Raw genomic sequence first — 26,383 nt, forward strand, 5'->3', positions numbered from 1 at the left:
CGTGGACGCCATGCCAGCGAATCGAGCCGCACCCGCCGTGCCCACCGGTGACGTCCGGGTCCGCGACGCCCGTCTCCACAACCTCCAGCACGTCTCCACGTCGTTCCCGCGCGGCAGTCTCGTCGCGTTCACCGGCGTCTCCGGCTCCGGGAAGTCCTCGCTCGCCTTCGGCACCCTCCACGGGGAGGCGCAGCGGCGCTACCTCGAATCGATCGCCCCGTTCGCCCGGCGCCTCATCGGCTCCGCCGTGGACCCGCGCGTCGAATCCGTCACCGGGATGCCCCCGACCGTCGCCCTCGAGCAGCGGCACACCGCCGGCGGAACCCGCTCGACGGTCGGCACGATCACCACGCTGTCCAACGCGATCCGACTGCTGTACTCCCGGGCCGGCGACCACCCGGCAGACGTCCTCGCCCGCGGCTCCGCGCTCCACGGCGGGCGCCTGACCTCGGACGCGTTCAGCCCCAACACCCCGGAGGGCATGTGCTCGCGCTGCCACGGCGCCGGCGTCCTCCACGAACCCACCGAGTCCTCGATGGTCCCGGACCCGTCGCTCTCGATCGCCGAGGGCGCGATCGCCGCCTGGCCCGGAGCCTGGCTCGGCAAGAACTTCCGCGACATCCTCCGCACCCTCGGCATCGACCTCCGCGCTCCCTGGGACTCCCTGCCCGCCGACACGCGGGAATGGATCCTCTTCACCGAGGAGCAGCCGGTCGTCACCGTCTCACCGGAGCGCGAGGCCGGCCGCATCCAGCGCGACTACCAGGGCAAGTGGTCCTCCGTGCGCCGCTATCTGCTGCACACCTACCACGACACGAAATCGGAGAAGACCCGGACGCGCGCCCTGCGCTACTTCGACACCCGCACCTGCCCCGTCTGCGAGGGCCACCGGCTCGGTGCCGACGCCCTGCGCGTGACCTACCTCGGCGAGCCGATCCCCGCACTCGCCGCCCGCACCGCCGCCGAGGTCCGCACCCGGCTCGCGGACCGGCTCGCCGCGCTGCCTGCCGGGGAGGGCACCCCGGAGGAGGAGGCCGAACGCATCCTCCTGCCCTCGGCCCTGCCCGTGCTCGACACCATCGTGCGGCTCGGCCTCGGCCACCTGTCCCTCGACCGGCCGGCGGCCACCCTGTCGGCCGGCGAGCTCCAGCGCCTGCGCCTGGCCTCCCAGCTGCGCTCCGGCCTGTTCGGCGTCGCCTACGTCCTCGACGAGCCCTCCGCCGGCCTCCACCCGACGGAGAAGGGCGTGCTCACCGAGCTGTTCGACCGGTTCATCGCCGACGGCAACTCCGTCCTCCTCGTCGAGCACGACATGGGACTCGTCGCCGGCGCGGACTGGGTGATCGACGTCGGTCCCAGCGCCGGCACCGGAGGCGGCCGGATCCTCCACTCCGGCCCGGTCGCCGCGCTCGCGGGCGTCCCGGACTCCGTCACCGCGCGCTACCTCGGCGCCCCGCCTCCCGCGCCGCGCACCGCTGCTCAGGTCCGCACCCCCACCGGCCGCCTGTGCCTGGAGGGGGTGACCGCGCGCACGCTGAACGATCTCGACGTCGAGATCCCGCTCGGCGTGCTCACCGCGGTCACCGGGATCTCCGGCTCCGGCAAGTCCACGCTCGTCACCCATGTGCTCGCCCGGGTGCTCGCCGGACGGGTGCGCACCACCGTCGTCGGGGACGACGGGGACGACGGCGCCGGGGCGGATGCCGTGCACGTGCGCGCCGTCACCGGGGCGGAATCGGTCGACCGACTCGTCCACATCACCCAGAAGCCGATCGGCCGCAGCCCGCGCTCCTGCCTGGCGACCTACACCGGCCTGTTCGACCGGGTGCGCCGGCTGTTCGCCGACACCCCGGAAGCCGCGGCCCGCGGCTGGGGCGTGGGCCGCTTCTCCTTCAACGTCGTCGAGGGTCGCTGCCCGACCTGCGCGGGGGAGGGCCAGATCGAGGTCGAGCTCGTGTTCCTCCCCGGCAGCTACGCCCGCTGCCCGGACTGCCACGGCGCCCGCTACGCCCCGGACACCCTCGAGGTGACGTGGAACGGGCTCACCATCGCGCAGGTCCTCGACCTCACCGTCGAAGCCGCCCGCCCGGTGTTCGCCTCCGACGCCCGCATCACCCGCGCCCTCGATGCGCTCGCCGCCGTGGGGCTCGGCTACCTCACGCTCGGCCAGGCGGCCACGGAGCTCTCCGGCGGCGAGGCCCAGCGCATCAAGCTCGCCACCGAGCTCCAGCGCGCACCCCGCGGACACACCGTCTACCTCCTCGACGAACCGACCACCGGGCTCCACCCCGCCGACGTCGACCTCCTCCTCGCCGAGCTCTCCCGCCTCGTCGACCAGGGCGGCACCGTCGTCCTCGTCGAGCACGACATGCGCGTCGTCGCCGGAGCCGACCACGTCATCGACCTCGGTCCCGGAGCAGGCGAGCACGGCGGCCGGATCATCGCGGCCGGCACCCCGGCCGAGGTCGCCGCCGCCGGCACCGCGACCGGCCGCTGCCTGGCCCTGGGCGGGAGGACCGGAGACGCGCAGGCGGGAATATCCGGGGCCCGGCCCGCCGTTGCCCCTACCGACCCGACCGGCGCCGCGCCGGACGAGCACCCCGAACCCGACACCGTGGAGGCACCGTGAGAGCACCCGCCGACAGCACGAACCCCAAGTTCGCCGAATACGCGGCCCCCGAGCGGCTGGTGAGCACCCAGTGGGTCGCCGACCACCTCGACACCCCCGGCGTCGTCGTCGTCGAGAGCGACGAGGACGTCCTCCTCTACGAGACCGGGCACATCCCCGGCGCGGTGAAGATCGACTGGCACACCGAGCTCAACGACCCCGTCACCCGCGACTACGTCGACGGTGCCGGATTCGCCGCCCTCATGGGGGCCAAGGGCATCGGCCGGGACCACACCGTGGTGATCTACGGGGACAAGTCCAACTGGTGGGCGGCCTACGCCCTCTGGGTGTTCACCCTGTTCGGCCACTCCGACGTCCGTCTGATGGACGGCGGCCGCGCTTTGTGGCAGGCCGAGGGCCGCGAGCTCACCACCGCCAAGCCCGAGCGCCCGGCGACCGACTACCCTGTCATCGACCGCGACGACTCGCGGATCCGCGCCTTCCTCCCCGAGGTGCTCGAGCGCATCGGCGGCGTCCCGCTCATCGACGTCCGCAGCCCCGACGAGTACACCGGGAAGCGCACCCACATGCCCGACTACCCGGAAGAGGGCGCGCTGCGCGGCGGGCACATCCCGACCGCCCGCTCCGTGCCGTGGGCCCGGGCCGCGAACGAGGACGGCACCTTCAAGTCCGCCGCGGAGCTCCGCAGCATCTACGTCGACGACCTCGGGCTCGACACGGACGAGGACGTCATCGCCTACTGCCGGATCGGTGAGCGCTCGAGCCACACGTGGTTCGTCCTCGAGCACCTGCTCGGCTTCCGCGGCGTGAAGAACTACGACGGCTCGTGGACCGAATGGGGCAACGTCGTTCGCGTGCCGATCGCGCGCGGCGAGGAGCCGGGGGAGGCCCGGACGTCGTGAGCGAGACCGCACCCCTGCCCGGCGGCCTGCAGGAGATCGCCGACGACTTCGCCGCGATGCCGGACGCGGACAAGCTCCAGCTGCTCCTCGAATTCAGCCAGGAGCTGCCGGACCTGCCCGACCGCTTCGCCGAGCACCCCGAGCTGCTCGAACCGGTGCCCGAGTGCCAGTCGCCGATCTTCCTCGTCACCGAGATCGACGACGACTCCGAGCGCACCGTGCACCTCCACTTCAGCGCCCCGCCCGAAGCACCCACCACCCGCGGCTTCGCCGGCATCCTCCACGAGGGACTCGACGGCCGCCCGGCCGCCACCGTGCTCTCAGTCCCGGCGGAGCTGCCGCTGCGCCTGTCCCTCGAGGAGCAGGTGAGCCCGCTGCGGCTGCGCGGGATGAGCGGCATGCTCGCGCGCATCCAGCGCCAGGTGAGCGAGCGCACCGCTGCGGGGGCCGAATGAGCGCCCCGGTCCGACGCCCCCTGTGGGTGCTGCCCCTCGACCTCGTCCGCGGCTTCCTCATCGGCATGGCCGAGCTCGTCCCGGGCGTGTCCGGCGGCACCGTCGCACTCGTCACCGGGGTCTACGACCAGCTCATCGACTCCGCCTCGCACATGCTGTCCGCGATCAAGCGGCTCGTCGCCGGCCCCGACCGCTGGGCCGGGTTCCGGGCGGAGCTCGCGCGCACGCAGTGGCTGCTCATCATCCCGGTGCTCATCGGGATGGCCGCCGCGGTGCTCACCGCCGCCGGAGTGATGGCCCGCTTCGTCGCCGACCACCCCGAGGCCTCGCGCGGCCTGTTCTTCGGACTCGTCGCGATGAGCATCCTCGTCCCGGTCCTCATGCTCCCCTCCCGCGAATCGCCCTCGGCCGGCGCCCGGCTGCTCGATGCCGGGCTCGTCATCGGAGCCGCGATCATCGCCTTCGTGCTCATCGGATTCGCCGGCGGCGGAGCGCAGACCGACCCCTCGCTCCTCGTCGTGTTCCTCGCCGCCTCGATCGCGATCTGCGCGCTCGTCGTGCCCGGGGTCTCCGGCTCCTTCTTCCTCCTCGCCGTCGGCCTGTACTCGACGACGATGAGCGCGCTCGACGACCGGGACCTCGGCTACATCGCGGTGTTCGGTCTCGGCGCGCTCGTCGGGCTCGCCTCGTTCGTGCGGCTCCTCAAGCACCTCCTCACCCGCCACCGCCGCCTCACCCTGCTCGTCATGACCGGGCTGATGATCGGTTCGCTCCGTGCCCTGTGGCCGTGGCAGTCGTCGGCCGGCGGCGACGACAGCGCGCCCGGAATGCTGCTCGGCCCGTACGACCCCGTCCTCGGCCCCGTGCTGCTCGCGCTGCTCGGCGCCGCAGCGGTGGCCGCCCTCGTCGTGTTCGAGCGGAAGTTCTCGCCCACGGTCCACGAGATCGAGGCCGAGGAGGACGAGCGGGAGGCCGCTCGGCGAACCCGGACGGATGCCGCAGACGGTTGATCGCGGGCCGCGGGCAGGCGAGGATGGGGTCATGGCTGAAACCGCATTCAAATCGACACCCGTCCACACCTCCGGCGATCTCCCCGCCACCGGTGCCCAGGCCCCGGCGTTCGACCTCGTCGGCACTGACCTCGGCGCGGTGACGAGTGGATCGTTCTCCGGCAAGCGCCTCGTCCTCAACGTGTTCCCGAGCATCGACACCGGCGTCTGCGCCGCCTCGGTGCGCCGGTTCAACGAGCTCGCCGCCGGCCTCGAGAACACCGCTGTGCTCTGCGTCTCCCAGGACCTGCCGTTCGCGCAGGCGCGCTTCTGCGGGGCCGAGGGCATCGACAACGTCACCGCCGCCTCGGCGTTCCGCTCGAGCTTCGGCGAGGACTTCGGTCTCAGGCTCGCCGACGGGCCGATGGCCGGTCTGCTCGCCCGGGCCGTGCTCGTCCTCGACGAGTCCGGCACCGTGACGTACACCGAGCTCGTCCCCGAGATCACCACCGAACCGGACTACGACGCCGCCGTCGCAGCCCTGGGCTGAGATCCGCTCGCGATGCCCGCCGTGCCGGAGCCCCCGGGCACGGCGGGCACCGTCCATGTCCTGTACAATTGACCGGCGGCGTATCCTGCGTCGCTTGAGCCGCAGAGCCGAGGGTGCCGCATGACCGAACTCGATATCGAGCACGACCACAACCGGTACGAGGTCGACGAGCTCGTCGAACTCCATTCCAAGGTCAAGGTGCAGGCGGCGAAGGACGCCAAGGCCACCGCTCCCAGCGGTCCCGGCGGGATCCCGGCGTGGCAGGAGAACTACCCCTACGAGACCAAGCTGTCCCGGCGCAGCTACGAGCGCCAGAAGCGACAGCTCCAGGTCGAGCTCCTCAAGCTCCAGCTCTGGGTCAAGACCAACGACCAGAAGATCGCGATCCTCTTCGAGGGCCGCGACGCCGCCGGCAAGGGCGGGTCGATTAAGCGGTTCATGGAGCACCTCAACCCGCGCGGCGCCCGCATCGTCGCACTGAGCGTTCCCACCGAGCGCGAACAGTCCCAGTGGTACTTCCAACGCTACGTCGAGCACCTGCCCAGCGGCGGAGAGATCGTGTTCTTCGACCGCTCCTGGTACAACCGGGCCGGCGTCGAGCGCGTCATGGGCTACTGCGACCCCGCCCAGTACCTCGAGTTCATGCGGACCTGCCCCGAGTTCGAGCGGATGCTCGTCGACTCCGGCATCCACCTCATCAAGTTCTGGTTCTCCGTCTCCCAGGCGGAGCAGGCCGCCCGCTTCCAGGCCCGGTCCAACGACCCGGTCAAGCAGTGGAAGCTCTCGCCGACCGACCTCGCCAGCCGCGACAAGTGGAACGCCTACACCGAGGCGAAGGAGGCGATGTTCTTCTACACCGACTCCGCCCACGCCCCGTGGACCGTGGTGAAGTCGAACGACAAGAAGCGCGCCCGCCTCGAGGCGATGCGCTACGTGCTCTCGCAGTTCGACTACCCGGAGAAGGACCATCGGGTCGTCGGCAAGGTCGACAAGAAGATCGTCGGCCGCGGCAAGTCGCTCCTGGAAGCCGGTGAGGGCGAGTCGATCGGGAGCTTCCCCAACCTGTGACATCCGCGGTAAAGGGCCGCCGCCCGACACGGTGACGAGTCGATCGGGAACGGCCGTCGGAGGAATCCGGCGGCCGTTCGGCATATCCGGTCGCGGGCCGCTGCGGTGCCCGATTCGTCACGCGATCGCCGCACAACCGCAACGCCGCCGCGGGAGTCCGCACGGATCCCGATGTTACCGTCGGGTCATTCCCCGTCCCGGGGTCCGTCACCAGAAGGGCGCCTCACCCGTGCAGCTGTTCCGCCGCGTCATCCTCCCCACCGGCTTCCTCGTCGTCCTCCTCGTCATCGCGATCGCCCTGGCGTGGATCGCATTCCGGCCCACCGGGCAGGCCGCCGGCGGGGGAGAGGAACCCAGCGGCACTCCGCTGAGCACCGAGGTCGTCGTCGAACGAGGGACCATCACCAACACGATGACGGTGTCGGGGACGATCCGGATCGACCCGGCGAAACCCGTCGAGGCGAGCCACGCGGGGACGATCAACCACCTGTTCGTCGCTGCCGGCGCCGAGGTCCGGGCCGGCGACCAGCTGTTCCAGATCCGGGCCGAGGAGACATCTGAGCTAAGCACCGGAACCCGCCCCGGGCACCGACCCCGACGCGGCGGAGCCCGCGCCCGCCCCGCCCGCCGCGCCGCGCTACCGCTACCACACCGTCGTCGCCCCGGCCGACGGCACGCTCGGGGAGTTCACCCAGGAGATCGGCGACGAGGTGGCGAAGGGCACCCCTGTGACCTCCGTCGCGCAGCGGATCTTCCGCGCCGTCGGTGTGATCGAGCCGATCGATCTCTACCGGCTGACTGAGTTGCCCGACTCCGCGGAGATCACCATCACCAAGGGGCCCGAGCCCTTCGACTGCACCGGACTGCGCATCGACCAGGGATCGACGGGCGGCGACGACGGTGGCGACGGGGCCGGGTACACTGCCGGTCCCGACAGCACCGGCGGCTCCGAGGGCACGGGCGAGGCGGATCCGGCCCCGGCCGAGGACGCGGGCGCGGCACCCGACCCGGGCGGCGGGGACACGGTGTCACTCACCTGTCTCGTGCCCGACGAGGTCACCGTCTACAACCGGCTGCCGATGACCATGGAGGTCGACGCCGGCTCCGTCGAGGATGCACTCATCGTGCCCGTCACCGCGGTGCGCGGCCTCACCGAGAAGGGCACCGTGTGGACGATCGGCGCCGACGGCACCGAGGAGGAGCGCGCGGTCGAGCTCGGGATGAGCGACGGCACCATGGTCGAGGTCGTCTCCGGGCTCGAGGAGGGCGAGGCGATCGCCGAGTTCGTCCCCGGCACCGCACCCGAGCAGGCCGCGGACGACCCTGGGGAGTTCGGCGGCGAGGGCGACTGGTGACCGAGGCCCCGCTCATCGAGCTTGCCGGGGTCGCCCGCGCCGCTCGGCTGCCCGATGACAGCGTGCTCACCATTCTGTTCCGTGTCGATCTCACGGTGCGTGCCGGGGACCACCTCGGGATCGTCGGCCGCTCGGGTTCGGGGAAGTCGACGCTACTCAACATCCTCGGCCTCCTCGACCGGCCGACCGCCGGCACCATGCGCTGGTGCGGGGAGCCGATCGAGCGGATCTCCGCCCGCAGAGCCGCACGGATCCGCGGGCGCGACATCGGCTTCGTGTTCCAGCAGTTCAACCTCCTGCCCGACCGCACGGCGCGCGAGAACGTCGCCGCGCCCCTGCTCTACGGGACGGCCGGGGAGTTCCGCCGGCGCAATGCGCTCGCCGCCGAGGTCCTCGAGCGGCTCGGGCTCGGCCACCGGATCGACGCCCAGCCGAAGAACCTCTCCGGGGGCGAACAGCAGCGCGTGGCGATCGCCCGCGCCCTCGTGCGCCGGCCCCGCGTCATCCTCGCCGACGAGCCGACCGGCGCCCTCGACATCGACACCGGGCGGGCGGTGATGGACCTGCTGCAGCAGGCCGCCCAGGAATTCGGCACCGCACTCGTCACGATCACCCACGACCCCGCGATCGCCGCCCGTGCCGACCACCGGTTCCGGCTCGACGCCGGACGTCTCGTGCCCGAGGCGCAGGGGAGCGCGGTCCGATGATCACGACCTTCTTCGCCGCCTGCGTCGAGGCCTGGCAGGAGCTGCGCATCCACAAGCTGCGCGTGCTGCTCTCCCTGTTCGGCGTCGGGGTCGCCGTGTGCTCGCTCACCGTCGTCGTCGCGCTCGGCGAGATGACCTCCCAGGGGATGCGCGAGACCTTCGAGCGCGAGGGCGGCCGGGCCGCCACCCTGCAGGTCGACCTCTACCCCGGCACCGGGGCGGCCCGCGACCTCGGGGAGGTCGCCGCGGAGGTCCACGGCGTCGCCGAGGAGTTCGGGATCGGGCACACCAGCCTCCTCGTCGACACCTCCCTGTCCACCGGCGCGGACTCCCAGAGATCCGTCTCCGTGCGGATCGTCGAGCCCGACTACGCGGTCATCCACCGCCAGCAGCCCGCGCTCGGCCGCTGGTTCGCCGAGGGCGACGGGGAGAACCGGTCCCCGCCGATCGTCATCGACTCGAACCTCGCCGAGCGCAGCGGCATCGACACGAGCGCGCTGCCGACGACCATGCGCCTGCCGGGAGCGGAGCACATCACCGCCACCGTCATCGGGGTGGTCGAGGTCCCGCGCCTCTCCGGCACGGAGTCGCTCTTCATGCTCCCGAGCACCGCGCAGTCGATCGACGCCCTCGACCTCAGCGGCACCGGGGTGGGCGCCAAGCTGTGGGTGCCCGACGCCGAGGCCGAGCTCCTCGCCGCGCAGCTCGAGGCGCGGCTGTCGAAAGAGCTGCCCGGCTACGAGGTGTCCGCCTACCGCATGGACTTCTTCGCCGGGGAGGAGCCGGACATCCTCGCCGGCCTGCGTAACGGGCTGCTCGGGGTGAGCGCCCTCATCCTGCTGCTCGGCGCACTCGGCCTCGTCAACATCTCCGTCGTCACCGTCCGCCAGCGGATCCGGGAGATCGGGGTGCGGCGCAGCTTCGGCGCCACCGGTGGGCGGATCTTCTTCTCCATCGTCATGGAGAGCGTGGTGGCGACCTTCGTCGCCGGGGTCGTCGGTGTCGTCGCCGCGGTGCTCCTCCTCAAGTCGCCGCTGGTGACAAACCTCATAGGGGAGATCGTCACCGACGTGCCGCCGTTCCCGGTGTCCGCCGCGCTCATCGGGATCGGCGTGTCGATCGCCGTCGGCGCGCTCGCCGGGGTGATCCCCGGGGCGATCGCGGCCCGGGTGACGATCATCGACGCGATCCGCCAGTAGCGGCGCGAACGCCTCACGGCGACGATATCCACCCGCCGGAGCACGTTGTGCTCCTCGTCACCGGGACCGAGGCGCCGGTGGCCCGCGCCTTCGTCGAGGACGTGCGGGCGCGGGGCTGAGGGCTTCGATTCAGGGCTCCTCGGCGACCGCGGTGAGCTCCTGGATCTTGGCCATGTCGCCGACGAGCACGAGCTTCGAGCGCGCCCGCGACATCCCGACGTAGAGCATCTCGCGGGCGCGCTCGGGGTCGCGGAAGCCGTTGATGCAGAACACGACGACGGCCCGCTCGAGCCCCTTGAAGCCGAGCACGTGGCCGTAGAACACCTGGGAGGCGGAGAAGAAGCCGTCCCAGTAGACCTCGTAGCCCTCGGTCTCGACGATCTGCCTCTGCTCGGGGTGGCGGCTGTACGTGGTGAGGAGCGCGATGTCCTCGGGCTGCCATTCGCCGCTCTCCAGCAGCCGCTCCACGGCGTCGTCGGCGGCATCCTGCGCTGCGTCAAAGGGCACGTCGATCTGCTCCACCGGCTCCCCACCGGGATTGCGGACGATCTGCGGCTCGTCGGACAGCCAGCCGAACGCCTCGGCCACGGTCTGCGCGTTCCTCAGGTTCTCGCCCAGGTGGAAGGGGTTCATCTCGATCGGGGCGTCGCCGTCGCGGTCGAAGATCCGCTGCCGCTCGTCGGTGAAGACGTAGAGCACGCCGGCGTCCGGGTCGCGCAGGCACGACAGCACCGCCTCCCACCAGAGGTTGGAGAAGTCCTGGCCCTCGTCGACGACGATCGCGTCGAACAGCTCCGCCCGGTCGCGCTCGGCGGCGAGCGCGCGCATCCGGGTGGGGAGCTCGACCTCCCAGAACTGCGGGTCGTCGTCACCGGCGTGCTCGGCGCCCCAGCTCAGCGGCAGGTCGTGGAAGAGGCCGATGAAGGCCGGGCGCTCCGCTTGCGGCCACTGCGCGGTCATGAGCTCGAAGTAGCGTCCGAGCCCGCGGGAGTAGCACATGAGTGCCACCCGCTGCCCGTCCGCGGCGAGCTGCCGGGCCTTGATGAGCGCGAGGTGGGTCTTGCCGGAGCCGGGACCGCCGCTGAGCTCGGCGCGGGTCTGGTAGCGGAGCACGGAGAGGAGCTTCTCCTGCTCCTGTGTGAAGCGGTTCGCGCGGTCCTCGAGCTCGATCGCGGCCGAGCGCGCGTTCTCGATCGCGGCGTGCGTCTGCCGCAGCTGCTTGACCACGAGGGCGACGGCCGCCGGGCTCGGCGGGTGCTCGCGCTGCATGTTCGTGCGCAGCACCATGCTCATCGCCGCGGCGAGACCGCCGAGGTCCTGCTGGCCGACGACATGGCTGCGCGGCGCATCGGGTAGGTCGTCCCACCGCGAGGTGTTCGTGTAGGGCAGGCATGCCATGTGGACGGTGCGGCCGGGGCGCATGCTCATCCGGGGCCGGATCCAGTCGAGGAACGCGTACTTGCCCTCCATCGCCTGCTCGAGCGGGGAGCGGCGCAGCGGGTGCCCGCTCGTCGACCAGCGGCCGTCCTCCACCTGCACCTGACCGCCCTTGACCTCGAGCACGACGATCCCGAAGCCCGGCCACAGGATGAGGAAGTCGATCTCGACGTCGGCGTCCGGGGTGGTGAGCCGCTGCCCGTGGATGATCACCGCCTCGTCGGGCAGCTGGGCGCGGAGGTGATCGAGGACGACCTTCTCCGCCCCCTCGGGCTCGTCGTCGCAGTGCACGGTCGGTCCCGGGGCCTGCTGATCCGCGGCGTCGCTGCTCATGGGCTCAGACTATCGGGGACGGTGGACCGGTGGGGCGCGATCACGGCGCGGGGACGGCGGCCTCCGGTGTCACGGAATCGGAACATTCCGGATCTCCGAACACCGGTGCGGCTGGGTACGGTGAGTCCATGGCATCCCTCACCGACACCTGGCGCGCCCGGCTCGACCGCTCGGGGCGCGTCGTCATCACGACGGGCAAGGCCGGGCTCGGCTGCGTGTTCGGCATCGCGCTCGGCTTCACCGCCGCCGGCCTGCTCATGATCCTCGAATCGCCCATGTGGTCCTGGTCGTGGATGATCGGGATCCTGTCCGTCGGCTTCTTCGGAGTGCTCGGCCTCCCGCTGTTCGCCAGCCAGTTCGTCAACCCCGACCGGCTCATCGTCACCACCGACGGGGTCGAGCTCAAGCGCGGCTGGCCGAACTCCAAGCGCAACCTCGGGCGGCTCGCCTGGTCCGGCATCACCGGGATCGACACGGCCGAGGTGCCCGGCGGCAGCGGACGCACCACGGAGATGACCGTCATCCGCCTCACCCCGGCCGCCGCCGAGCACATCGCGGAGTCGGACTCGGAGATCCTGGCGTCCCTGCGCGCCACCGAGGAGAAGCTCATCGGCGGACCCGGCCTGTCCCTGCCGAGCACCCTGCGCGGAGGCGCCGAACCGCTCACCGCATTCCTCACCGAGGTGTGGCGGCGCTTCCGCTGAACCCGGGCCGCCTCAGGCGGAGTCGCCCGGGCGGTGCCCGGGGGCGTGCGAACCGGTCGGCCCGTCCCCGTCAGGGGACGGCTCCCCGGCCTGCGCGGGTGAGCCGGCGCGCGCCTCGGCGGCGGTTCCCCGGGCGCTGTCGGTGCCCTTGTGGACGTCGCCGTGCTTGCGACCGATCGGCAGCAGGTGGACGATGCCGACGACGACGAGGCCCCACAGCAGTCCGAGGACGAGCGAGAAGAACGTGTTGATGAGCCACGCGAGGAACGGGCCCATCACCGCGACCCCTGCGACGAGGCCCTCGATGCCGTGGACGAAGGCGTACGGCGCGTGGAAGCCCAGATCGTCCATCCCGACGAGGATGATGTGGCCGCCCACCCAGAGCATCGCGAAGGTGCCGACGAGCGAGATGAAGTCGAGCACGTGCGGCATGCCCGCGACGAGGAGCCGGCCGAACTTCTGCGAGCCCTCCGATTCCTTCTGCGCGAGATGGAGGCCGATGTCGTCCATCTTGACGATGAGGCCGACGACGCCGTAGACGAGCAGCGTGATGCCGATCGCGACGACGACGAGGATGATCGCGCGGCTGAGCAGCGTCTCGTCGGCGATCTCGTTGAGGGAGATCACCATGATCTCGCAGCTGAGGATGAAGTCGGTGGTGATCGCCGACTTGACGACCTTGTCCTCCGCGTCCTTGCCCTGGGAGACCGCGGGCTCGCCCTTCTCCGCATGGTGCCCGCGGATCTTCGCCCACACCTTCTCCGCGCCCTCGAAGCACAGGTAGGTGCCGCCGAGCATGAGGATCGGGGTGAGGATCCACGGCACGAACTGGCTGAGGACGAGGAGCACCGGGACGATGATGAGGAGCTTGTTGCGCAGCGAACCCTTGGCGATCCGCCAGATGATCGGCAACTCGCGCGAGGGCTCAGCGCCGGTGACGTACTGCGGGGTGACCGCGGCGTCGTCGATGACCACGCCGGCGGCCTTCGCGCTCGCCTTCGCGGCTCCGGCGGCGACGTCGTCGACGCTCGCCGCGGCGATCCGTGCGAGTGCGGCGACATCGTCGAGGAGGGCGACGAGACCGCCGCTCATCGGGTGCTCCGGCCGACGCGGCGGGAAGGCTGGGCAGGGGCGGTCGTGCAGTGCTGCGGATTCGGCATAGGGTCATGCTAGACGAAGGAGAACAGATGTCTGCTGTGATCCCGTGCCCGTGCGGCGGAGTGCCTGCGGGCAGCTCCCTGATCGAGTGCTGCGGGCCGGCGCTCGCCGGCGAGGTGTGGCCGGAGACCGCCGAGGCGCTCATGCGCTCGCGCTACACGGCCTTCGCGCTGCGCGACGACGACCACCTGTTCCGCACCTGGCACCCGCGCACCCGGCCGGTGGATTCGACGGCCGATCGGACGACGCAGTGGCTCGGTCTCGAGATCGAGGACGTCACCGGCGGCGGACCGGAGGACGAGGAGGGCACGGTGACCTTCACCGCCCGGTTCCGCGACCTCATGGCGCAGGGCCGGATGCACGAGAAGTCGCGGTTCGTCCGCCGCGCCGGCCGCTGGATGTACCTCGACCCCATCGAGTGAGGCACCGACCGAGCACGGCAGTGAACTGAGGCACGGGCCCGAGGCACTGACCTGAGGCACTGACGCGCTGCGTACTGCGCGGTATCCGGAAGGCGACGCGCAATTGCGCGCCGCTCTTCGGATACTCCGCAGTTGGGCGGGGAGGGCAGCGCGGGGACCGGCCACCGCACGCGAATGCCTCAGAGCGCGGGCGCGCGAGCGCCTCAGTCCGCACGCGAATGCCTCAGCTCGCACGCAGCTCGATCGCACGCACCTCAGGCGCGGCCGAGGAACTCCTGCCAGGCGGGCAGCTCGCGGCGGGCCTGCGACAGGCCGCGGCGGTGGCTCGCGGCGAGCTTCGCGAGGTCGCGCTCGCCGTTGCCCACCGGCATGACCTCGGGCGCGAACAGGTAGGCCTGCCCGGCCCGCTCGAGCTCGAGCAGCCGATCCCGGGTGTCGTTGTAGCGCTGCCAGCGGGTGAGGAGGGCCTCGGCGATCGCCGGGTGCCGGCGGAAGTACTGTCGGTAGAACCACGGGAAGCGCTGCGGGGCCTTGCGATACGCGCGCTCCTGGCTGAGCACGACGAAGAACTTCTCGTAGCCGTCCGCCTGGGCGCGGGACAGGGCGATGCCGCCGTCGGCCCCGAGCGCCCCGTCGACGTAGGTGCGCTCGTCGATCGTCACCGGCGGCATGATCACCGGCATCGTCGAGGAGGCGCGCACCCGCACCATGAGGTCGGTCATCTCCGTGACATCCGCGCGGGAGAAGAACACCTCGTCCCCGGTCTCCGCCTCGAAGGCGCCGATCCGGAAGTCGGCGGGATTGTCGGCGAAGGTCCGCCAGTCGAAGGGCAGCGCCTGGTCGGGCAGGCCGGTCTCCTCGTAGATGTACTTCGCGTTGAACAGGCCCTCGCCGCGGAGCATCGTGCGCACGTCGCCGAACCTCGGGTCCGCGGCGAAGTCGACGAAGGAGCGGCGGGCCCGCCGGGAATCCTGCGACAGGTAGTTGGCGAGATTGCTCGCCCCGGCGGAGATCCCGGCGACGTAGTCGAACCGGATCCCTGCATCGAGGAGCACGACGACGACGGCGGAGGTGAGCGAGGCACGCATCCCGCCGCCTTCGAAGATCAGCGCGGTGTCGGTGACGTTCGGGGCCAGCGGGCCGCCCGGCGCATGGTGCTCGGTGGTCGGCACCGGGGACGCCTGCGGCACGGATGCCGGTTCCCCGGAGTCCGGGTGTGCGGAGCCCGGTGCGTGATCGTCGGGGCCGTCGGTCACCGGCGGCGCCTGCGCCCGGTGCCGAAGATCCCGCGGGCGATCTCCCGGGCGGCGGTGCGGGTGAACTGCTTGAAGGCCTGCGATTCGACGACCTTCTCGAACATCGACTCCTGCGGGGCGGGCGGCGTCTCCGCGCGCTGCCGGGGCGCGCGGCCGGGCGTCGGGATGCGGTTCGGGGTCTCCTGCCGGGTGGGCGTCGGCGGCATGTCCGCCGGGCCCGGGTCCGTGGTCGAGGCGTCCGGGGTGCGCGGGGCGTTCGCGGGGCTGTCCGCCGGGTCCGCCTGCGCCTCGGCCTCGGCGTAGCGCCGGGTGAGGATCTCGTGGGCGGACTCCCGGTCGATCGCCTCCCCGTACTTCGCCTGCAGGGGCGAGTCCGCGACCATCTGCTCCATGACCGGGGCGTCGGTGGGCCCCCATGCGGGAGGCGGGCGCGAAGATCCGGGTCGGGGCCACGGGGGTGGGGGAGCCGTCGGGATCCATGACGGTGACGACGGCCTCGCCGGTGCCGAGCCCGGTGAGGAGCGTCCCGAGGTCGAAATCGGTGATCGGGAAGGTCTCCACCGTGGCCTTGAGGGCCTTCGCGTCCTTGGGGGTGTGGGCGCGCAGCGCGTGCTGGATGCGCGAGCCGAGCTGGGCGAGCACCTCGTCGGGGACGTCCGTGGGGGACTGGGTGACGAACACGATGCCCACACCCTTCGAGCGGATGAGGCGCACGGTCTGCGCGACCGAGTCGAGGAATGCCTTCGAGGCATCGCGGAACAGGAGGTGCGCCTCGTCGAAGAAGAACACGAGCGCCGGCTTCTCCGGATCGCCGACCTCCGGCAGGGTCTCGAACAGCTCCGCGAGCAGCCACATGAGGAAGGTCGAGAACAGGGCCGGGCGGTTCTGCACCGCCGGCAGCTCGAGCATCGAGACGATGCCGCGGCCGTCCTCTGCGGTGCGCAGGAGGTCCGCGATGTCGAACTCCGGCTCCCCGAAGAACACGTCGGCACCCTGCGCCTCGAGGTTGGCGATCGACCGGAGGATCACACCCACCGAGGCGCTGCTCACCCCGCCGATCGACTTGAGCTCGGCCTTGCCCTCGTCCGAGGTCAGGTGGGTGAGCACGGCCTTGAGGTCCTTGAGATCGAGGAGTGCGAGACCCTGCGCGTCCGCGTAGTGGAAGAGCAGGCCGAGTACGGACTCCTGAGTGTCGTTGAGCTCGAGGACCTTCGACAGGAGAAGCGGGCCGAACGAGGTGACCGAGGCGCGCAGCGGCACCCCGGTGCCCTCCCCGCCGAGGGCGAGGAACTCCACCGGGCTCGCCGCGGGAGTCCAGTCCTGGCCGTTCGCCGAGGTGCGGGCCAGCAGCTTCTCGGAGCCCTCGCCGGGCGTCGCCATACCGGACAGATCGCCCTTCATGTCCGCTGCGAACACCGGCACCCCGGCATCGGAGATCGCCTGGGCGAGCACCTGGAGCGTCACCGTCTTGCCGGTGCCCGTGGCACCTGCGACGAGCCCGTGCCGGTTGAGTATGCCCAGCGGCAGGCGGACGCGGGCGTCGGTGACCACGGTGTCGCCGTCGATGGCGGAGCCGAGGTCGAGTGCGGGGACGTCGAAGGTGTAGCCGGTGCGGATGGCCTCGAGGGCCGCCTGGGAATCGCTCATGCGGTCATTCTGGCACAGGGCGCGGACACGGCCGAAGCACCGGACGCACCGCGGAACCGCGTCAGAACACGGCGGCGAAGGCGTCGGCGACCGCGTCGCCGAAGAGCACGAACTCGACCGACCCGACCCCCGGCCAGCGTTCGGCCGCACCGGCATCGGTGAGCACCCGGAGGGCGGCGCGGGCCACCTCGGCGGCGTCCCAGCCGTAGACCCCGGCGCCGATCGCGGGGAAGGCGAGCGTGCGCGCCCCGATCCGCTCGGCCTCGTCGAGCGCGGTGGCGAAGCACGATTCGAGGACGGCGACATCGGTCTGGCCGGTGTGCCGGTTCGGGCCGACGGTGTGGATGACCCAGCGGGCCGGCAGCGCGCCCGCTCCGGTCGCTATGGCCCGACCGGGCGGCAGCCCGTCCGGGTGCGTGGTGGCGCGCAGCTCCTGGCACTCGGCGAGCAGCTCCGGGCCCGCGGCGCGGTGGATCGCGCCGTCCACCCCGCCCCCGCCGAGCAGCGAGGAGTTCGCCGCATTGACGATCGCGTGCGCGGTCGAGGTGGTGATGTCTCCGGTGCGCAGGGTGATGTCCATGGAGCCAGCCTAGCGAGAGGCACGGGCCCGGGGGAGGGGGTGCCGGGCTCGGGGAGATGGTGCGAGGACTCAGCGGGGTTCGGCCATGAGGGTGAGGGTGCGCACGGTGCGGGAGTCGTCGTAGTCGGCGTGGATCACCCCGTCCGCGAGGTCGAACACTTCCCACAGCGTGCCGGGACGGGTGCGCTGCGAGACCTCGCCGAGCGCCTCCCATTCCGGCAGCCGCACCTCTTCACGAGCGGTCTCCCCGGCCGCGACGGGCTCGCCGAACGCCCGGCGCATGTCCGCCGGGCCCGGGCGGCGGTGCCAATCGGCGACGAGCCACGAGGGGACCGCGATGCCGTTGAAGCCGCCGCTGCGGTCGTAGACGAGGCGGATGCCGATCGCGGACAGGGTGCTGTCGGAGAACACGAAGTCCACCCCGGAATTGATGAACTCCCAGCTCAGCTCACCCGCACAGGAGCGGGTGACGGGATTCTCCTCCATGACGAGCATCGCCTCGAGCACGGAGACCTCGTCGCTGCCGCACCCGAGGGCCGCGCTCAGCGCCGCGATGCTGCCTGCCGGGACCATGGACCCATTGTCCCACCGCGGGCGTACGGATCGTGGGATCTCGCGGGGTACGGATCGCGCGGCGGGGACTCGGGCTCCTCCGGTAGGGGAGTCGCGCGGCAGAGTCACGATTCCGTGACGATGGCCCGCACCAGTGCGATTCCCGGTGGGGAGCCGCGGATCGGCATGTCTACACTGTCGGCAGCTGTCCCACTTCCCACTCCTTAGGACGCACCCATGCCTGCACCCCTGCCTGCTGTCCGTCAGAGCGCTGCTGCTCGGACCTCCGCTGCTCAGTCCTCCCGCAGTGCTCCCCGTCGCCGGGTGGGCTGCGGTCTCACCGCCGCCGTCCTCGGGATCGGCCTCCTCGCCGGCGTCGCAGTGCCGGCCGGTGCCGCCCCGGGCCTGTCCGCCGGCGCGATCGACCGGACCCCCGTCGCCGGCCCCACCGCGACCCCGGGCAAGGGGCTCGAGGCCGGGGACACCGCTTTCGTCGACGTCACCGTCGCCACCCTGTGGACGAAGCCCTCCTCACCGCGCCGCATCGATGCACCGGCGCTCGCGAACCCCGTGCGGACCGGGGAATGGAGCACGAACCTGTCGACGACCGAGGTGCGGCGTGCGCTCACCGGGCGGACGCAGACCCAAGCGGTCTACGGCGACGAGGTGCGGATCCTCGAGATCTCCGACGACTGGGCGAAGGTCGCCGTCGCCCGCCAGCAGAGCCCGGGGGACGAGCACGGCTACCCCGGCTGGGTGCCGACCCGCCAGCTCGTGGAGAACCGCGACTTCGACCGGGCGCTCGACGCCCACAGCACCGCGATCGTCACCAGCAGCACCACCGAGGTCACCGCTCGGCCCACCGGCGGCGCGGTCGAGCACGTGCCGTTCAACGCCGAGCTGCCCGTGCTCGCCCGCGCCGGGGACCGGGTGCGGGTGGCGCTGCCCGACGGGGCGAAGGGCTGGGCGCCCACCCGCGACGTCGACCTCCACCCGGCCGGCAGCGGGCCGGAGGAGCCCAAGCCCTCCGAGCTCGTGTCCACCGCGAAGGACTTCCTCGGGGTGCGCTACCTGTGGGGCGGCACCTCCTCCTCCGGGTTCGACTGCTCGGGCTTCACCTATGCGGTGCACCGCGCCCACGGCATCGAGATCCCGCGCGACTCCGGCCCCCAGTCGCGCGCGGGGAAGTCGGTGAAGGTGAAGGACCTCGCAGTCGGCGACCTGATCTTCTTCGCCGGCAACGGCGGCCGCGGGGCCGTCCACCACGTCGGCATCTACCTCGGGCACGGGAAGATGATCCACGCCCCCAACGCCTCGAAGAGCGTCGAGATCGTCGACTGGCGGGCCTGGGACCGCGGCAAGCAGTTCTCCGGGATCAAGCGGTACCTCTGACCCGAGCAGAGCACGTGGGCCCCTGGGCGATCGTCCTCAACCCGATCCACGCGAGCGGCCGCCGGCGGTGCGCGGAGCTCACCGCGCTCCTCGCCGACCGCGGCATCGCGTGGACCCTGCACCGCACCACCCCGGTGCACGAAGGGGCGGAGCAGGCCGCTGCCGCGGTCTGTGCGGGTGTTGCCCGGATCGTCGTCGTCGGCGGCGACGGCACGGTGCGCTCCGCGGTGCGCGGCATGATGGCCGTCGAGGGGGAGGGCGCGGACCTCCCGCCGCTCGCCCTCGTGCCGACGGGCACCGCGAATCTCTTCGCCCGGAACCTCGGCATCACCCCGGGCCCGGCGAGCGTCTCGCGGCAGTTCGCCGCCGAGGTGCGACGCGCCGATGTCGGCATCGCCGTCATCCGTACCCGAACCGGCGCCGAGGTGCGCGAGGTGTTCCTCGCCGCAGTCGGCCTCGGCCGCGACGCCGCCACGATCATGGGGCTCACCGACCGGGCCAAACGGGTCCTCGGCTGGCCGGCCTACCTGGTCGCCGGACTCCGGCACCTCGGTGATGCCGGCACCCGGGTGCACGTGCGGTGGCACGACGGGGAGTTCCGCGGCCCGGCGTGGAGCGTGCTCGCCGGGAACGTCGCCGGCCTGCCGGGGCTGATCCGCGTGTTCCCGCACGCCGCCCCGGACGCCGGGCACCTCGAGCTGCTCGTGTGCACGCCGCGGAGCGCGCGGGACTGGGCGCGGATCGCCTGCTTCGGGCTGCTCGGACAGGACGAGGCGCCTGCTGTGCTCGCCTACCACCGGTGCGCCTGGGCGGAGATCGTCCCCGCGGCACCGGCACCGATCCACCTCGACGGCGAACCGTTCCCGAACGTCGCCCGGCTGCGCATCTCCGTGCTCCCGGGCGCCCTGTCCGTGGCAGTCTGAACACTGCGATCCCGCGCGCACCGGCGCGCCGGCACTGACCCGCGAGTGCGCGCTGCGGACCGTGGTGGTTCCGTGCTGGAATGGTGGCATCGATGCCACCACTGTCCGCCGTTTCCACCACGGTCCGGGCAGGTGCCCCGCGCTCGAGGTGCGCGCCGGGTCAGCAGAGCGCGCACCGGGTCAGGAGCCTCGGCTCAGACCGCTGCCGCGGCGGCGCGGCCGGCGACCCGGCCGGAGAACAGGCAGCCGCCGAGGAACGTCCCCTCGAGCGAGTTGAACCCGTGCATGCCGCCGCCCCCGAATCCGGCGGCCTCACCGGCGGCGTAGAGGCCGTCGATCGGCGTCCCGGTCGCATCGAGCACGCGTGCCTGCAGATCGGTGTGGAGGCCGCCGAGGGTCTTGCGGGTGAGGATGTGGAGCCGCACTGCGATGAGCGGTCCGGCCTCCGGGTCGAGGATCCGGTGCACCGGGGCGACCCGGATGAGCCGGTCGCCGAGGAACCCGCGCGCCTGCCGGATCGCGGCGAGCTGGGCGTCCTTGCCGAAATCGTTCTCCACCTGGGCATCGCGCGCCTCGACGATGCGCCGGATCTCCACCGGGTCGAGCACGTGCCGGGCACCCGTCGCCAGCCCCGGCCCCCGCGCGCCCCGCCTCGGCCCCGGTGAGCGCGTTCATCCCCGCGACGAGCTCCTCGAGGGAATCTGCGACGACGAAGTCCTCGCCGTGGCGCTTGAACGCCTCCACCGGCGCGGTCGCCCCCGCGCGCGCCCGCCCGAGCGTGGCCCGGACCGACTTCCCGGTCAGATCCGGGTTCTGCTCCGAGCCCGAGAGTGCGAACTCCTTCTCGATGGTCCGCTGGTTGAGGACGAACCACGAGTGCTCCGCGTCGATCTCCCGCAGGTGCTTGAGCGTGGCCCGGGTGTCGGAGCCGGGGAACAGCGGGACGGGCAGCCGCCGTCCGCGGTCGTCGAGCCACAGGGACGAGGGGCCGGGTAGGATCCGGATCCCGTGGCCGGCCCACACCGGGTCCCAGTTGCGGATGCCCTCGGTGTAGTGCCACATCCGGGTGGGGTTGAGCAGGTGCGCGCCGGCGGCCTGGGCGATCGGGATCATCCGCCCGTCGACGTACTCCGGCACCCCGGAGATCATGGTGCGCGGGGGAGTGCCGAGGTCGGTCGGCCAGTTCTGCCGCACGAGCGCGTGGTTCGCGCCGATCCCGCCCGAGGCGATGACCGTCGCGCCGGCCCGCAGCTCGAACTCCCCGGTGACCTCCCGGTTCGAGGCGACGCCGCGCGGGCTGTCATCGGGGGCGAGCAGCGAGCCGCGCACGCCGGTGACGGAACCGGGCCCGGTGAGGAGTGCGTCGACCCGGTGGCGGAAGCGGACCTGCAGCCGGCCGGCGCTGATGAGCTCCTTGGTGCGGGCGAGGAACGGCGCGACGACGCCGGGGCCGGTGCCCCAGGTGATGTGTGGAATCGGGGCACGGAGTTCCCGTGGCCGTCGGCGGTGCCGTCCCCGCGCTCGGCCCAGCCGACGACGGGGAAGAACCGGTGGCCCATCGCGTGGAGCCACGCCCGCTTCTCCCCGTGCGCGAAGTCGAGGTACGCCTCCGCCCATCGGCGCGGCCACACATCGTGCTCCTCGAAGCCGGCCGAGCCCATCCAGTCGGCCCGGGCGAGCTCGAAGGAGTCGCGGATCCCCATCCGTCGCTGCTCGGGGGAGTCGATGAGGAACAGGCCGCCGAACGACCAGTACGCCTGCCCGCCGAGGTCCTGCTCACCCTCCTGGTCGAGGAGGACGACGCGTGCTCCCGCACGGGCCGCCTGGGTCGCGGCGACGAGCCCGGAGAGTCCGGTGCCGATGACGAGGACGTCGGTGTCCATGGTGCCTCCCGGGGCAGCGCGGTCGGTGGGGTCCCAGCGTACCGGCCGCGCCCGCCTCACATCGTCCGCCTCACATCATGAGGAGCAGGCTGGCCGCCATCACCGCCATGCCCGCGATGAGCCCGTACACCGCGTGGTGATGGTGTCCGGAGCGCTGCGCGGTGGGGAGCAGCTCGTCGAAGGAGATGAACACCATGATCCCGGCGACCGCGGCGAACACGAGGCCGAACAGGGTGGGGGTGATGAAGGGTGCGAGGAGCACGAACCCGATGAGCGCGCCGGCCGGCTCGGCGAGCCCGGCGAGCGTCGCGAGGGTCAGCGCCCGGCCCCGCGACCCGGTGGCGTGATGGACCGGGGCGGCGACCGCGATGCCCTCGGGCACGTTGTGGATGGCGATCGCGACGGCGATGGGGACCGCGATCTGCGGGTCCTGCAGGCCGGACACGAAGGTCGCGAAGCCCTCAGGGAAGTTGTGGACGGCGATCGCGACCGCGGTGAAGGTGCCCATCCGCAGCAGCGCGCGCTCCCGGGGCCGCTCCTCGTGGATGTCGCCGGGGACTTCGTGCGGGTTCACGGTGTCGGGCACGAGCCGGTCGATGATCGCGACGACGGCGATGCCGGCGAAGAAGGCGCCGGCCGCCATCCAGGACGCAGCCTGCGAGGAGTGCTCCTCGGCGAGCGAGTCCGCGGCCTTCGGCAGGATCTCGACGAGCGAGATGTAGATCATCACCCCGCCGGAGAATCCGAGCGCGGCGGCGAGGAAGCGCTTCGACCGACCGCCGCCGCCGAGGATCGCGATGAGACCGCCGAGGCTCGTCGCGACGCCGGCGGCGAGCGTGAGCGCGAAGGCGAAGAGCACGTTCTCCACTCGATCCCTCCTCGATCCGTCCGCTCGGCGATCCTCAATTTCTAGCGATTCGGATCGCTCCTGCACAAGTCGTGATGTGCGCAGGTGAGCAAATGTGGACCGGCTCACACGCCGGGACGGGATGCGGGACAGCGGCGGCGCGGATCCGGCGCCCGGTGACGGGAGGATGAATTCTGCCCGACCCCGGCAGACCGCTGGGAGGGTGCGGTCGCGGACGCTCATAGGATGAGGTGGCGCCGCCCGGCTCGGGCGGGGCGGGCCGAGCGAGGAAGGGATACGGGCGTGGACGACGACAGCTCACCGGACGACTACGGGAAGTTCTCCTTGAACGAGGACTGGACCGCGACGATCATCGGCCTCCTGCTCCTCGGCGCGTGCCTGCTCGGCCTCATCAGCGCGGACCTCATCCCGTGAGCCGCACCGACGCATCAGGGCCCGCACCCGCCACCACCTCCGCCGAGGCGCCCGCAGCGCCGGCATCCCCGCGTGCCCGCACCGGGTGGACGATCGCCGGTGCGGTCGTGGTGCTCGGCCTCGCCGCCCTCGTGCAGCTCCTCACCGACACCGTCCCCGAGGCGACCGCCGGGACGTGGTTCGGCGATGTCGCGCAGTCGATCGAGTACCCGATCTACGCGATCGCCCTCGGGTTCCTCGGCAACGCGGTGCTCTCGCTGTGCGGGGTGCGCGATCGGATGAACGCCGCGTTCCGGACGGAGCTGTTCATCAAGATCGGGCTCGTGCTGCTCGGCGCGACGATCAATTTCGCGATCTTCGTCAAGGCCTTCGGTCCGGCGGTCATGCAGGCGATCTGCCTCATCGCGATCGTCTTCGCCTTCACCTGGTGGTTCGCCGGGGTGCTCGGACTCGACGACCGCCTGCGCGCTCTGCTCGCCTCGGCCCTGTCCATCTGCGGGGTGAGCGCCGCGGTCGCGGCCGCCGGTGCGGTGCGGGCGAAGAAGGAGCAGCTCGCCTACACCGCGACGCTCGTCATCGTGTTCGCCGTGCCCTCGATCTTCCTGCTCCCGTGGCTCGCCTCCCTCATGGGGCTGCCACCGGCGGTGACCGGCGCGTGGATCGGCGGCAACATCGACACCACCGCGGCGGTCACCGCCGCCGGTGCGGTCGCCGGCGAGCAGCCGCTGCAGATCGCCTCGATCGTCAAGGTCACGCAGAACGCGCTGCTCGGCTTCGTCGCCGTCCTCCTCACCCTGTTCTTCGCGCTGCGCGTCGACCGGGTGGCTGCTGCTGCCGGTGACGGTGCGGCTGCCGGTGACGGTGCGGGTACCGCGAGTGCGTCCGGGCACAAGCCGCGCGCCTGGGCGATGGTGTGGGATCGCTTCCCCAAGTTCGTCCTCGGCTTCCTCCTCGCCTCGATCGTCGCCACGGTGCTCGGTGTGACGGTCGACCCGGCGGTGCTCGAACCGCGCCTCGATGCGGCCAAGGAGCTCCAGGTGTGGGCGCTCAGCCTCGCCTTCGTGTCGATCGGACTCGAATTCACAGTGTCCTCGGTGCGCGAGGCCGGCTGGAAGCCGATCCTCGTGTTCGCCGCCGCCACCCTCGTCAACCTCGTCGCCGGCCTCGGCCTCGCGGTGCTGCTCTTCAGCTCCTTCCAGTTCTGAGGGCCACTGGCCCGGTCGGCCCGGTCGGCCCGGTCGGCCCGGCGGCCCGGGAGTGCGAGGTTCCGCAGTCGTTCCAGTGCGCTTACCGGACGGTATCCGCACTGGAGCGACCGCGGAGACCGGTGACCGCACTGGGGTGACCCGGGAATCGCGTCAGTGCACCGGCTGGGCCGCGGCGGCGGTGAGGAACAGCCGGTGGACCGCCGGGTCTGCGGTGAGCTCGGGGTGGAAGGCCGCCGCCATGACCGCCCCCTGCCGCACGAGCACCGGACATCCGGCATGCGCGGCGAGCACCTCAACCCCGGGACCCACCCGGGTGACCTGCGGTGCCCGGATGAACACCGCGTCGATCTCCCGATCCGGGGCGTCCGGCCCGTCGTCCGGGTCCGTCCCGGGGGCCCTGCGGCTGCGCAGCGCGACCCGCGCGGTGAACGATTCGCGCTGCGCGCCGTAGGCGTTGCGGCGGGCCGTGAGGTCGAGCACGGGGACGCGTGCGAAGCCCTCGAGTGCCGCACCGTCCTCGACCTCCCGGGCGAGCAGGATGAGGCCCGCGCAGGTGCCGAGGACCGGCAGACCGGCGCGTGCCGCGTCGGTGAGCGCCGGGAACAGCCCGGTCCCAGCGGCGAGGCGCACCATCGCGGTGCTCTCCCCACCGGGCAGCACGAGCCCGGTGAGCCCGGCGAGGTGCTCCGGCCTGGTGACCCGGCGGACCTCGGCGCCGAGCCCGGTGAGCGTCCGCATGTGCTCGGACACCGCGCCCTGGAGCGCGACGACGCCGATGACGGGAGCCGGGATCACCACCCGCGCTCGGCCAGCCGGTGCGGGGCGGGCAGCTCCCCGACGGTGATCCCGACCATCGCCTCGCCGAGGCCGCGGGAGACCCGGGCGATCGTGTCCGGGTCGTCGTAGTGGGTGGTCGCCTCGACGATCGCCCGCGCCCGCTTCTCCGGGTCCCCGGACTTGAAGATCCCCGAGCCGACGAACACGCCGTCGGCCCCGAGCTGCATCATCATCGCCGCGTCCGCCGGGGTCGCGATACCGCCGGCGACGAACATCACCACTGGCAGCGCGCCCTCGCGCGCCACCCGGGCGACGAGCTCGTAGGGTGCCTGCAGCTCCTTCGCCGCGACGAAGAGCTCGTCCTCGCTGCGCGCGGCGAGCGCCCGGATCTCGCCGGTGATCGTGCGGATGTGGCGCATCGCCTCGGACACGTCCCCGGTTCCGGCCTCGCCCTTCGAGCGGATCATCGAGGCGCCCTCGGTGATCCGGCGCAGCGCCTCACCGAGGTTCGTCGCCCCGCACACGAACGGCACCTCGAAGCCGGACTTGTCGATGTGGTTGACGAAGTCCGCCGGCGAGAGCACCTCGGACTCGTCGATGTAGTCGACACCGAGCGTCTGGAGCACCTGGGCCTCGACGAAGTGGCCGATCCGCGCCTTCGCCATGACCGGGATCGACACCGCGTCGATGATTCCGGCGATGAGGTCGGGATCACTCATCCGGGCCACCCCGCCCTGCGCGCGGATATCGGCGGGCACCCGCTCGAGCGCCATCACCGCGACCGCGCCGGCCGCCTCGGCGATCCGGGCCTGCTCGGGAGTGACGACGTCCATGATCACCCCTCCCTTGAGCATCTGGGCGAGTCCGGTGTTGAGCAGGGGCTGGGCGACGGTCGTCATGGTTCTCCTCGGTGGGTGGGTGCGTACGCCGGGTGCGGGTGCGTGGATGGCGCGTCACTCGTCACGCTAGATCCGG

General features: G+C 72.0%; 24 protein-coding genes and 2 pseudogenes. 15 read left to right on the forward strand and 11 right to left on the reverse strand.

The features are described from left to right. Positions 1–10 precede the first annotated feature (10 nt). From FDF13_RS08825 to ppk2, 6 genes are all read left to right on the forward strand, one after another. A complete protein-coding gene (locus FDF13_RS08825) occupies positions 11–2,629 on the forward strand; it encodes an excinuclease ABC subunit UvrA (RefSeq protein ID WP_137319311.1) in 2,619 nt (872 codons plus the stop codon). Further along, positions 2,626–3,531, forward strand: coding sequence for a sulfurtransferase (locus tag FDF13_RS08830; RefSeq protein ID WP_137319312.1), 906 nt, complete (start codon positions 2,626–2,628; stop codon positions 3,529–3,531). Before FDF13_RS08825 ends, FDF13_RS08830 begins: the two co-directional genes overlap by 4 nt. After that, positions 3,528–3,986, forward strand: coding sequence for a SufE family protein (locus FDF13_RS08835; protein ID WP_254668754.1), 459 nt, complete (start codon positions 3,528–3,530; stop codon positions 3,984–3,986). The genes FDF13_RS08830 and FDF13_RS08835 overlap by 4 nt, the downstream gene beginning before the upstream one ends. Next, entirely contained in the window at positions 3,983–4,996 is a 1,014-nt protein-coding gene (locus FDF13_RS08840) for a DUF368 domain-containing protein (protein WP_137319314.1), read from the forward strand. Before FDF13_RS08835 ends, FDF13_RS08840 begins: the two co-directional genes overlap by 4 nt. Positions 4,997–5,027: 31 nt before the next feature. Continuing rightward, complete coding sequence (gene tpx, locus FDF13_RS08845; protein WP_137319315.1) at positions 5,028–5,525, forward strand: thiol peroxidase; 498 nt, start codon at positions 5,028–5,030, stop codon at positions 5,523–5,525. Between the two features lie 120 nt (positions 5,526–5,645). Continuing rightward, positions 5,646–6,593 carry a polyphosphate kinase 2 gene (ppk2, locus tag FDF13_RS08850; RefSeq protein WP_137319316.1) on the forward strand — a complete coding sequence of 316 codons (948 nt, stop codon included), beginning with the start codon at positions 5,646–5,648 and terminating at the stop codon, positions 6,591–6,593. Between the two features lie 223 nt (positions 6,594–6,816). Here ppk2 and FDF13_RS08855 read toward each other — a convergent pair whose 3' ends face one another. Further along, positions 6,817–7,062 (reverse strand): hypothetical protein, encoded by a 246-nt coding sequence (locus FDF13_RS08855; RefSeq protein WP_137319317.1) that lies wholly within the window; start codon positions 7,060–7,062, stop codon positions 6,817–6,819. A 259-nt stretch (positions 7,063–7,321) separates the two neighbouring features. Here FDF13_RS08855 and FDF13_RS08860 point away from each other — a divergent pair, with 259 nt between their 5' ends. From FDF13_RS08860 to FDF13_RS08870, 3 genes are read left to right on the forward strand one after another with little or no spacing between them, the layout of a single operon-like run. Next, positions 7,322–7,948: a hypothetical protein gene (locus FDF13_RS08860; RefSeq protein ID WP_137319318.1), complete on the forward strand. Its 627-nt coding sequence runs from the start codon at positions 7,322–7,324 to the stop codon at positions 7,946–7,948. Continuing rightward, a complete protein-coding gene (locus tag FDF13_RS08865) occupies positions 7,945–8,655 on the forward strand; it encodes an ABC transporter ATP-binding protein (protein ID WP_137319319.1) in 711 nt (236 codons plus the stop codon). The genes FDF13_RS08860 and FDF13_RS08865 overlap by 4 nt, the downstream gene beginning before the upstream one ends. After that, positions 8,652–9,854: an ABC transporter permease gene (locus FDF13_RS08870; protein ID WP_137319320.1), complete on the forward strand. Its 1,203-nt coding sequence runs from the start codon at positions 8,652–8,654 to the stop codon at positions 9,852–9,854. Before FDF13_RS08865 ends, FDF13_RS08870 begins: the two co-directional genes overlap by 4 nt. A gap of 129 nt (positions 9,855–9,983) precedes the next feature. On the opposite strand, the gene FDF13_RS08875 is transcribed toward FDF13_RS08870, so the two are convergent. Then, a complete protein-coding gene (locus FDF13_RS08875) occupies positions 9,984–11,624 on the reverse strand; it encodes an NERD domain-containing protein (RefSeq protein WP_137319321.1) in 1,641 nt (546 codons plus the stop codon). Between the two features lie 128 nt (positions 11,625–11,752). Between FDF13_RS08875 and FDF13_RS08880 the strand changes: the two genes are divergently transcribed. Continuing rightward, on the forward strand, positions 11,753–12,328 hold the full coding sequence (locus tag FDF13_RS08880) for a hypothetical protein (protein ID WP_137319322.1): 576 nt from the start codon (positions 11,753–11,755) through the stop codon (positions 12,326–12,328). 12 nt (positions 12,329–12,340) lie between these two features. Here the strand turns inward: FDF13_RS08880 and FDF13_RS08885 are convergent, their stop codons facing one another. After that, entirely contained in the window at positions 12,341–13,420 is a 1,080-nt protein-coding gene (locus FDF13_RS08885) for a DUF808 domain-containing protein (RefSeq protein WP_137319323.1), read from the reverse strand. A 95-nt stretch (positions 13,421–13,515) separates the two neighbouring features. Between FDF13_RS08885 and FDF13_RS08890 the strand changes: the two genes are divergently transcribed. Then, positions 13,516–13,908 (forward strand): YchJ family protein, encoded by a 393-nt coding sequence (locus FDF13_RS08890; protein ID WP_217494840.1) that lies wholly within the window; start codon positions 13,516–13,518, stop codon positions 13,906–13,908. Positions 13,909–14,162: 254 nt separating this feature from the next. Here FDF13_RS08890 and FDF13_RS08895 read toward each other — a convergent pair whose 3' ends face one another. The 4 genes and pseudogenes from FDF13_RS08895 to FDF13_RS08910 all read right to left on the reverse strand — a co-directional run bounded on the left by FDF13_RS08895 (position 14,163) and on the right by FDF13_RS08910 (position 17,964). Then, a complete protein-coding gene (locus FDF13_RS08895; protein WP_175407038.1) occupies positions 14,163–14,996 on the reverse strand; it encodes a patatin family protein in 834 nt (277 codons plus the stop codon). 164 nt (positions 14,997–15,160) lie between these two features. After that, positions 15,161–16,811, reverse strand: a pseudogene (locus FDF13_RS08900) (helicase HerA-like domain-containing protein). A gap of 61 nt (positions 16,812–16,872) precedes the next feature. Then, positions 16,873–17,391 carry an O-acetyl-ADP-ribose deacetylase gene (locus FDF13_RS08905; protein WP_137319326.1) on the reverse strand — a complete coding sequence of 173 codons (519 nt, stop codon included), beginning with the start codon at positions 17,389–17,391 and terminating at the stop codon, positions 16,873–16,875. A 69-nt stretch (positions 17,392–17,460) separates the two neighbouring features. Then, positions 17,461–17,964: a hypothetical protein gene (locus FDF13_RS08910; protein WP_137319327.1), complete on the reverse strand. Its 504-nt coding sequence runs from the start codon at positions 17,962–17,964 to the stop codon at positions 17,461–17,463. A 216-nt stretch (positions 17,965–18,180) separates the two neighbouring features. On the opposite strand from FDF13_RS08910, the gene FDF13_RS08915 reads away from it, so the two are divergent. Together FDF13_RS08915 and FDF13_RS08920 are read left to right on the forward strand one after the other, a co-directional pair. Further along, a complete protein-coding gene (locus FDF13_RS08915) occupies positions 18,181–19,335 on the forward strand; it encodes a C40 family peptidase (protein ID WP_137319328.1) in 1,155 nt (384 codons plus the stop codon). A 14-nt stretch (positions 19,336–19,349) separates the two neighbouring features. Next, a complete protein-coding gene (locus FDF13_RS08920; RefSeq protein ID WP_175406930.1) occupies positions 19,350–20,258 on the forward strand; it encodes a diacylglycerol kinase family protein in 909 nt (302 codons plus the stop codon). Positions 20,259–20,452: 194 nt separating this feature from the next. Here FDF13_RS08920 and FDF13_RS15610 read toward each other — a convergent pair. Continuing rightward, positions 20,453–22,141 (reverse strand): annotated as a pseudogene (locus FDF13_RS15610) (FAD-binding dehydrogenase). Between the two features lie 70 nt (positions 22,142–22,211). Next, the gene (gene zupT, locus FDF13_RS08935) at positions 22,212–23,009 is read right to left on the reverse strand and encodes a zinc transporter ZupT (protein ID WP_254668756.1); all 798 of its coding nucleotides are present in this window, start codon (positions 23,007–23,009) and stop codon (positions 22,212–22,214) included. A gap of 282 nt (positions 23,010–23,291) precedes the next feature. Between zupT and FDF13_RS15475 the strand changes: the two genes are divergently transcribed. Together FDF13_RS15475 and FDF13_RS08940 are read left to right on the forward strand one after the other, a co-directional pair. Then, on the forward strand, positions 23,292–23,423 hold the full coding sequence (locus FDF13_RS15475) for a hypothetical protein (RefSeq protein ID WP_295687480.1): 132 nt from the start codon (positions 23,292–23,294) through the stop codon (positions 23,421–23,423). Next, positions 23,420–24,628 carry a YeiH family protein gene (locus FDF13_RS08940; protein WP_137319333.1) on the forward strand — a complete coding sequence of 403 codons (1,209 nt, stop codon included), beginning with the start codon at positions 23,420–23,422 and terminating at the stop codon, positions 24,626–24,628. The genes FDF13_RS15475 and FDF13_RS08940 overlap by 4 nt, the downstream gene beginning before the upstream one ends. A 153-nt stretch (positions 24,629–24,781) precedes the next feature. On the opposite strand, the gene pdxT is transcribed toward FDF13_RS08940, so the two are convergent. Both pdxT and pdxS read right to left on the reverse strand, forming a co-directional pair. Further along, positions 24,782–25,426, reverse strand: a complete 645-nt coding sequence (gene pdxT, locus FDF13_RS08945) for a pyridoxal 5'-phosphate synthase glutaminase subunit PdxT (protein WP_137319334.1) — start codon at positions 25,424–25,426, stop codon at positions 24,782–24,784. Continuing rightward, positions 25,423–26,307, reverse strand: a complete 885-nt coding sequence (gene pdxS / locus FDF13_RS08950) for a pyridoxal 5'-phosphate synthase lyase subunit PdxS (protein WP_137319335.1) — start codon at positions 26,305–26,307, stop codon at positions 25,423–25,425. Before pdxS ends, pdxT begins: the two co-directional genes overlap by 4 nt. Between the last annotated feature and the right edge of the window lie 76 nt (positions 26,308–26,383).

The sequence above is a fragment of the Brevibacterium sp. CS2 genome (assembly GCF_005280295.1).
Classification (GTDB): domain Bacteria; phylum Actinomycetota; class Actinomycetes; order Actinomycetales; family Brevibacteriaceae; genus Brevibacterium; species Brevibacterium pityocampae.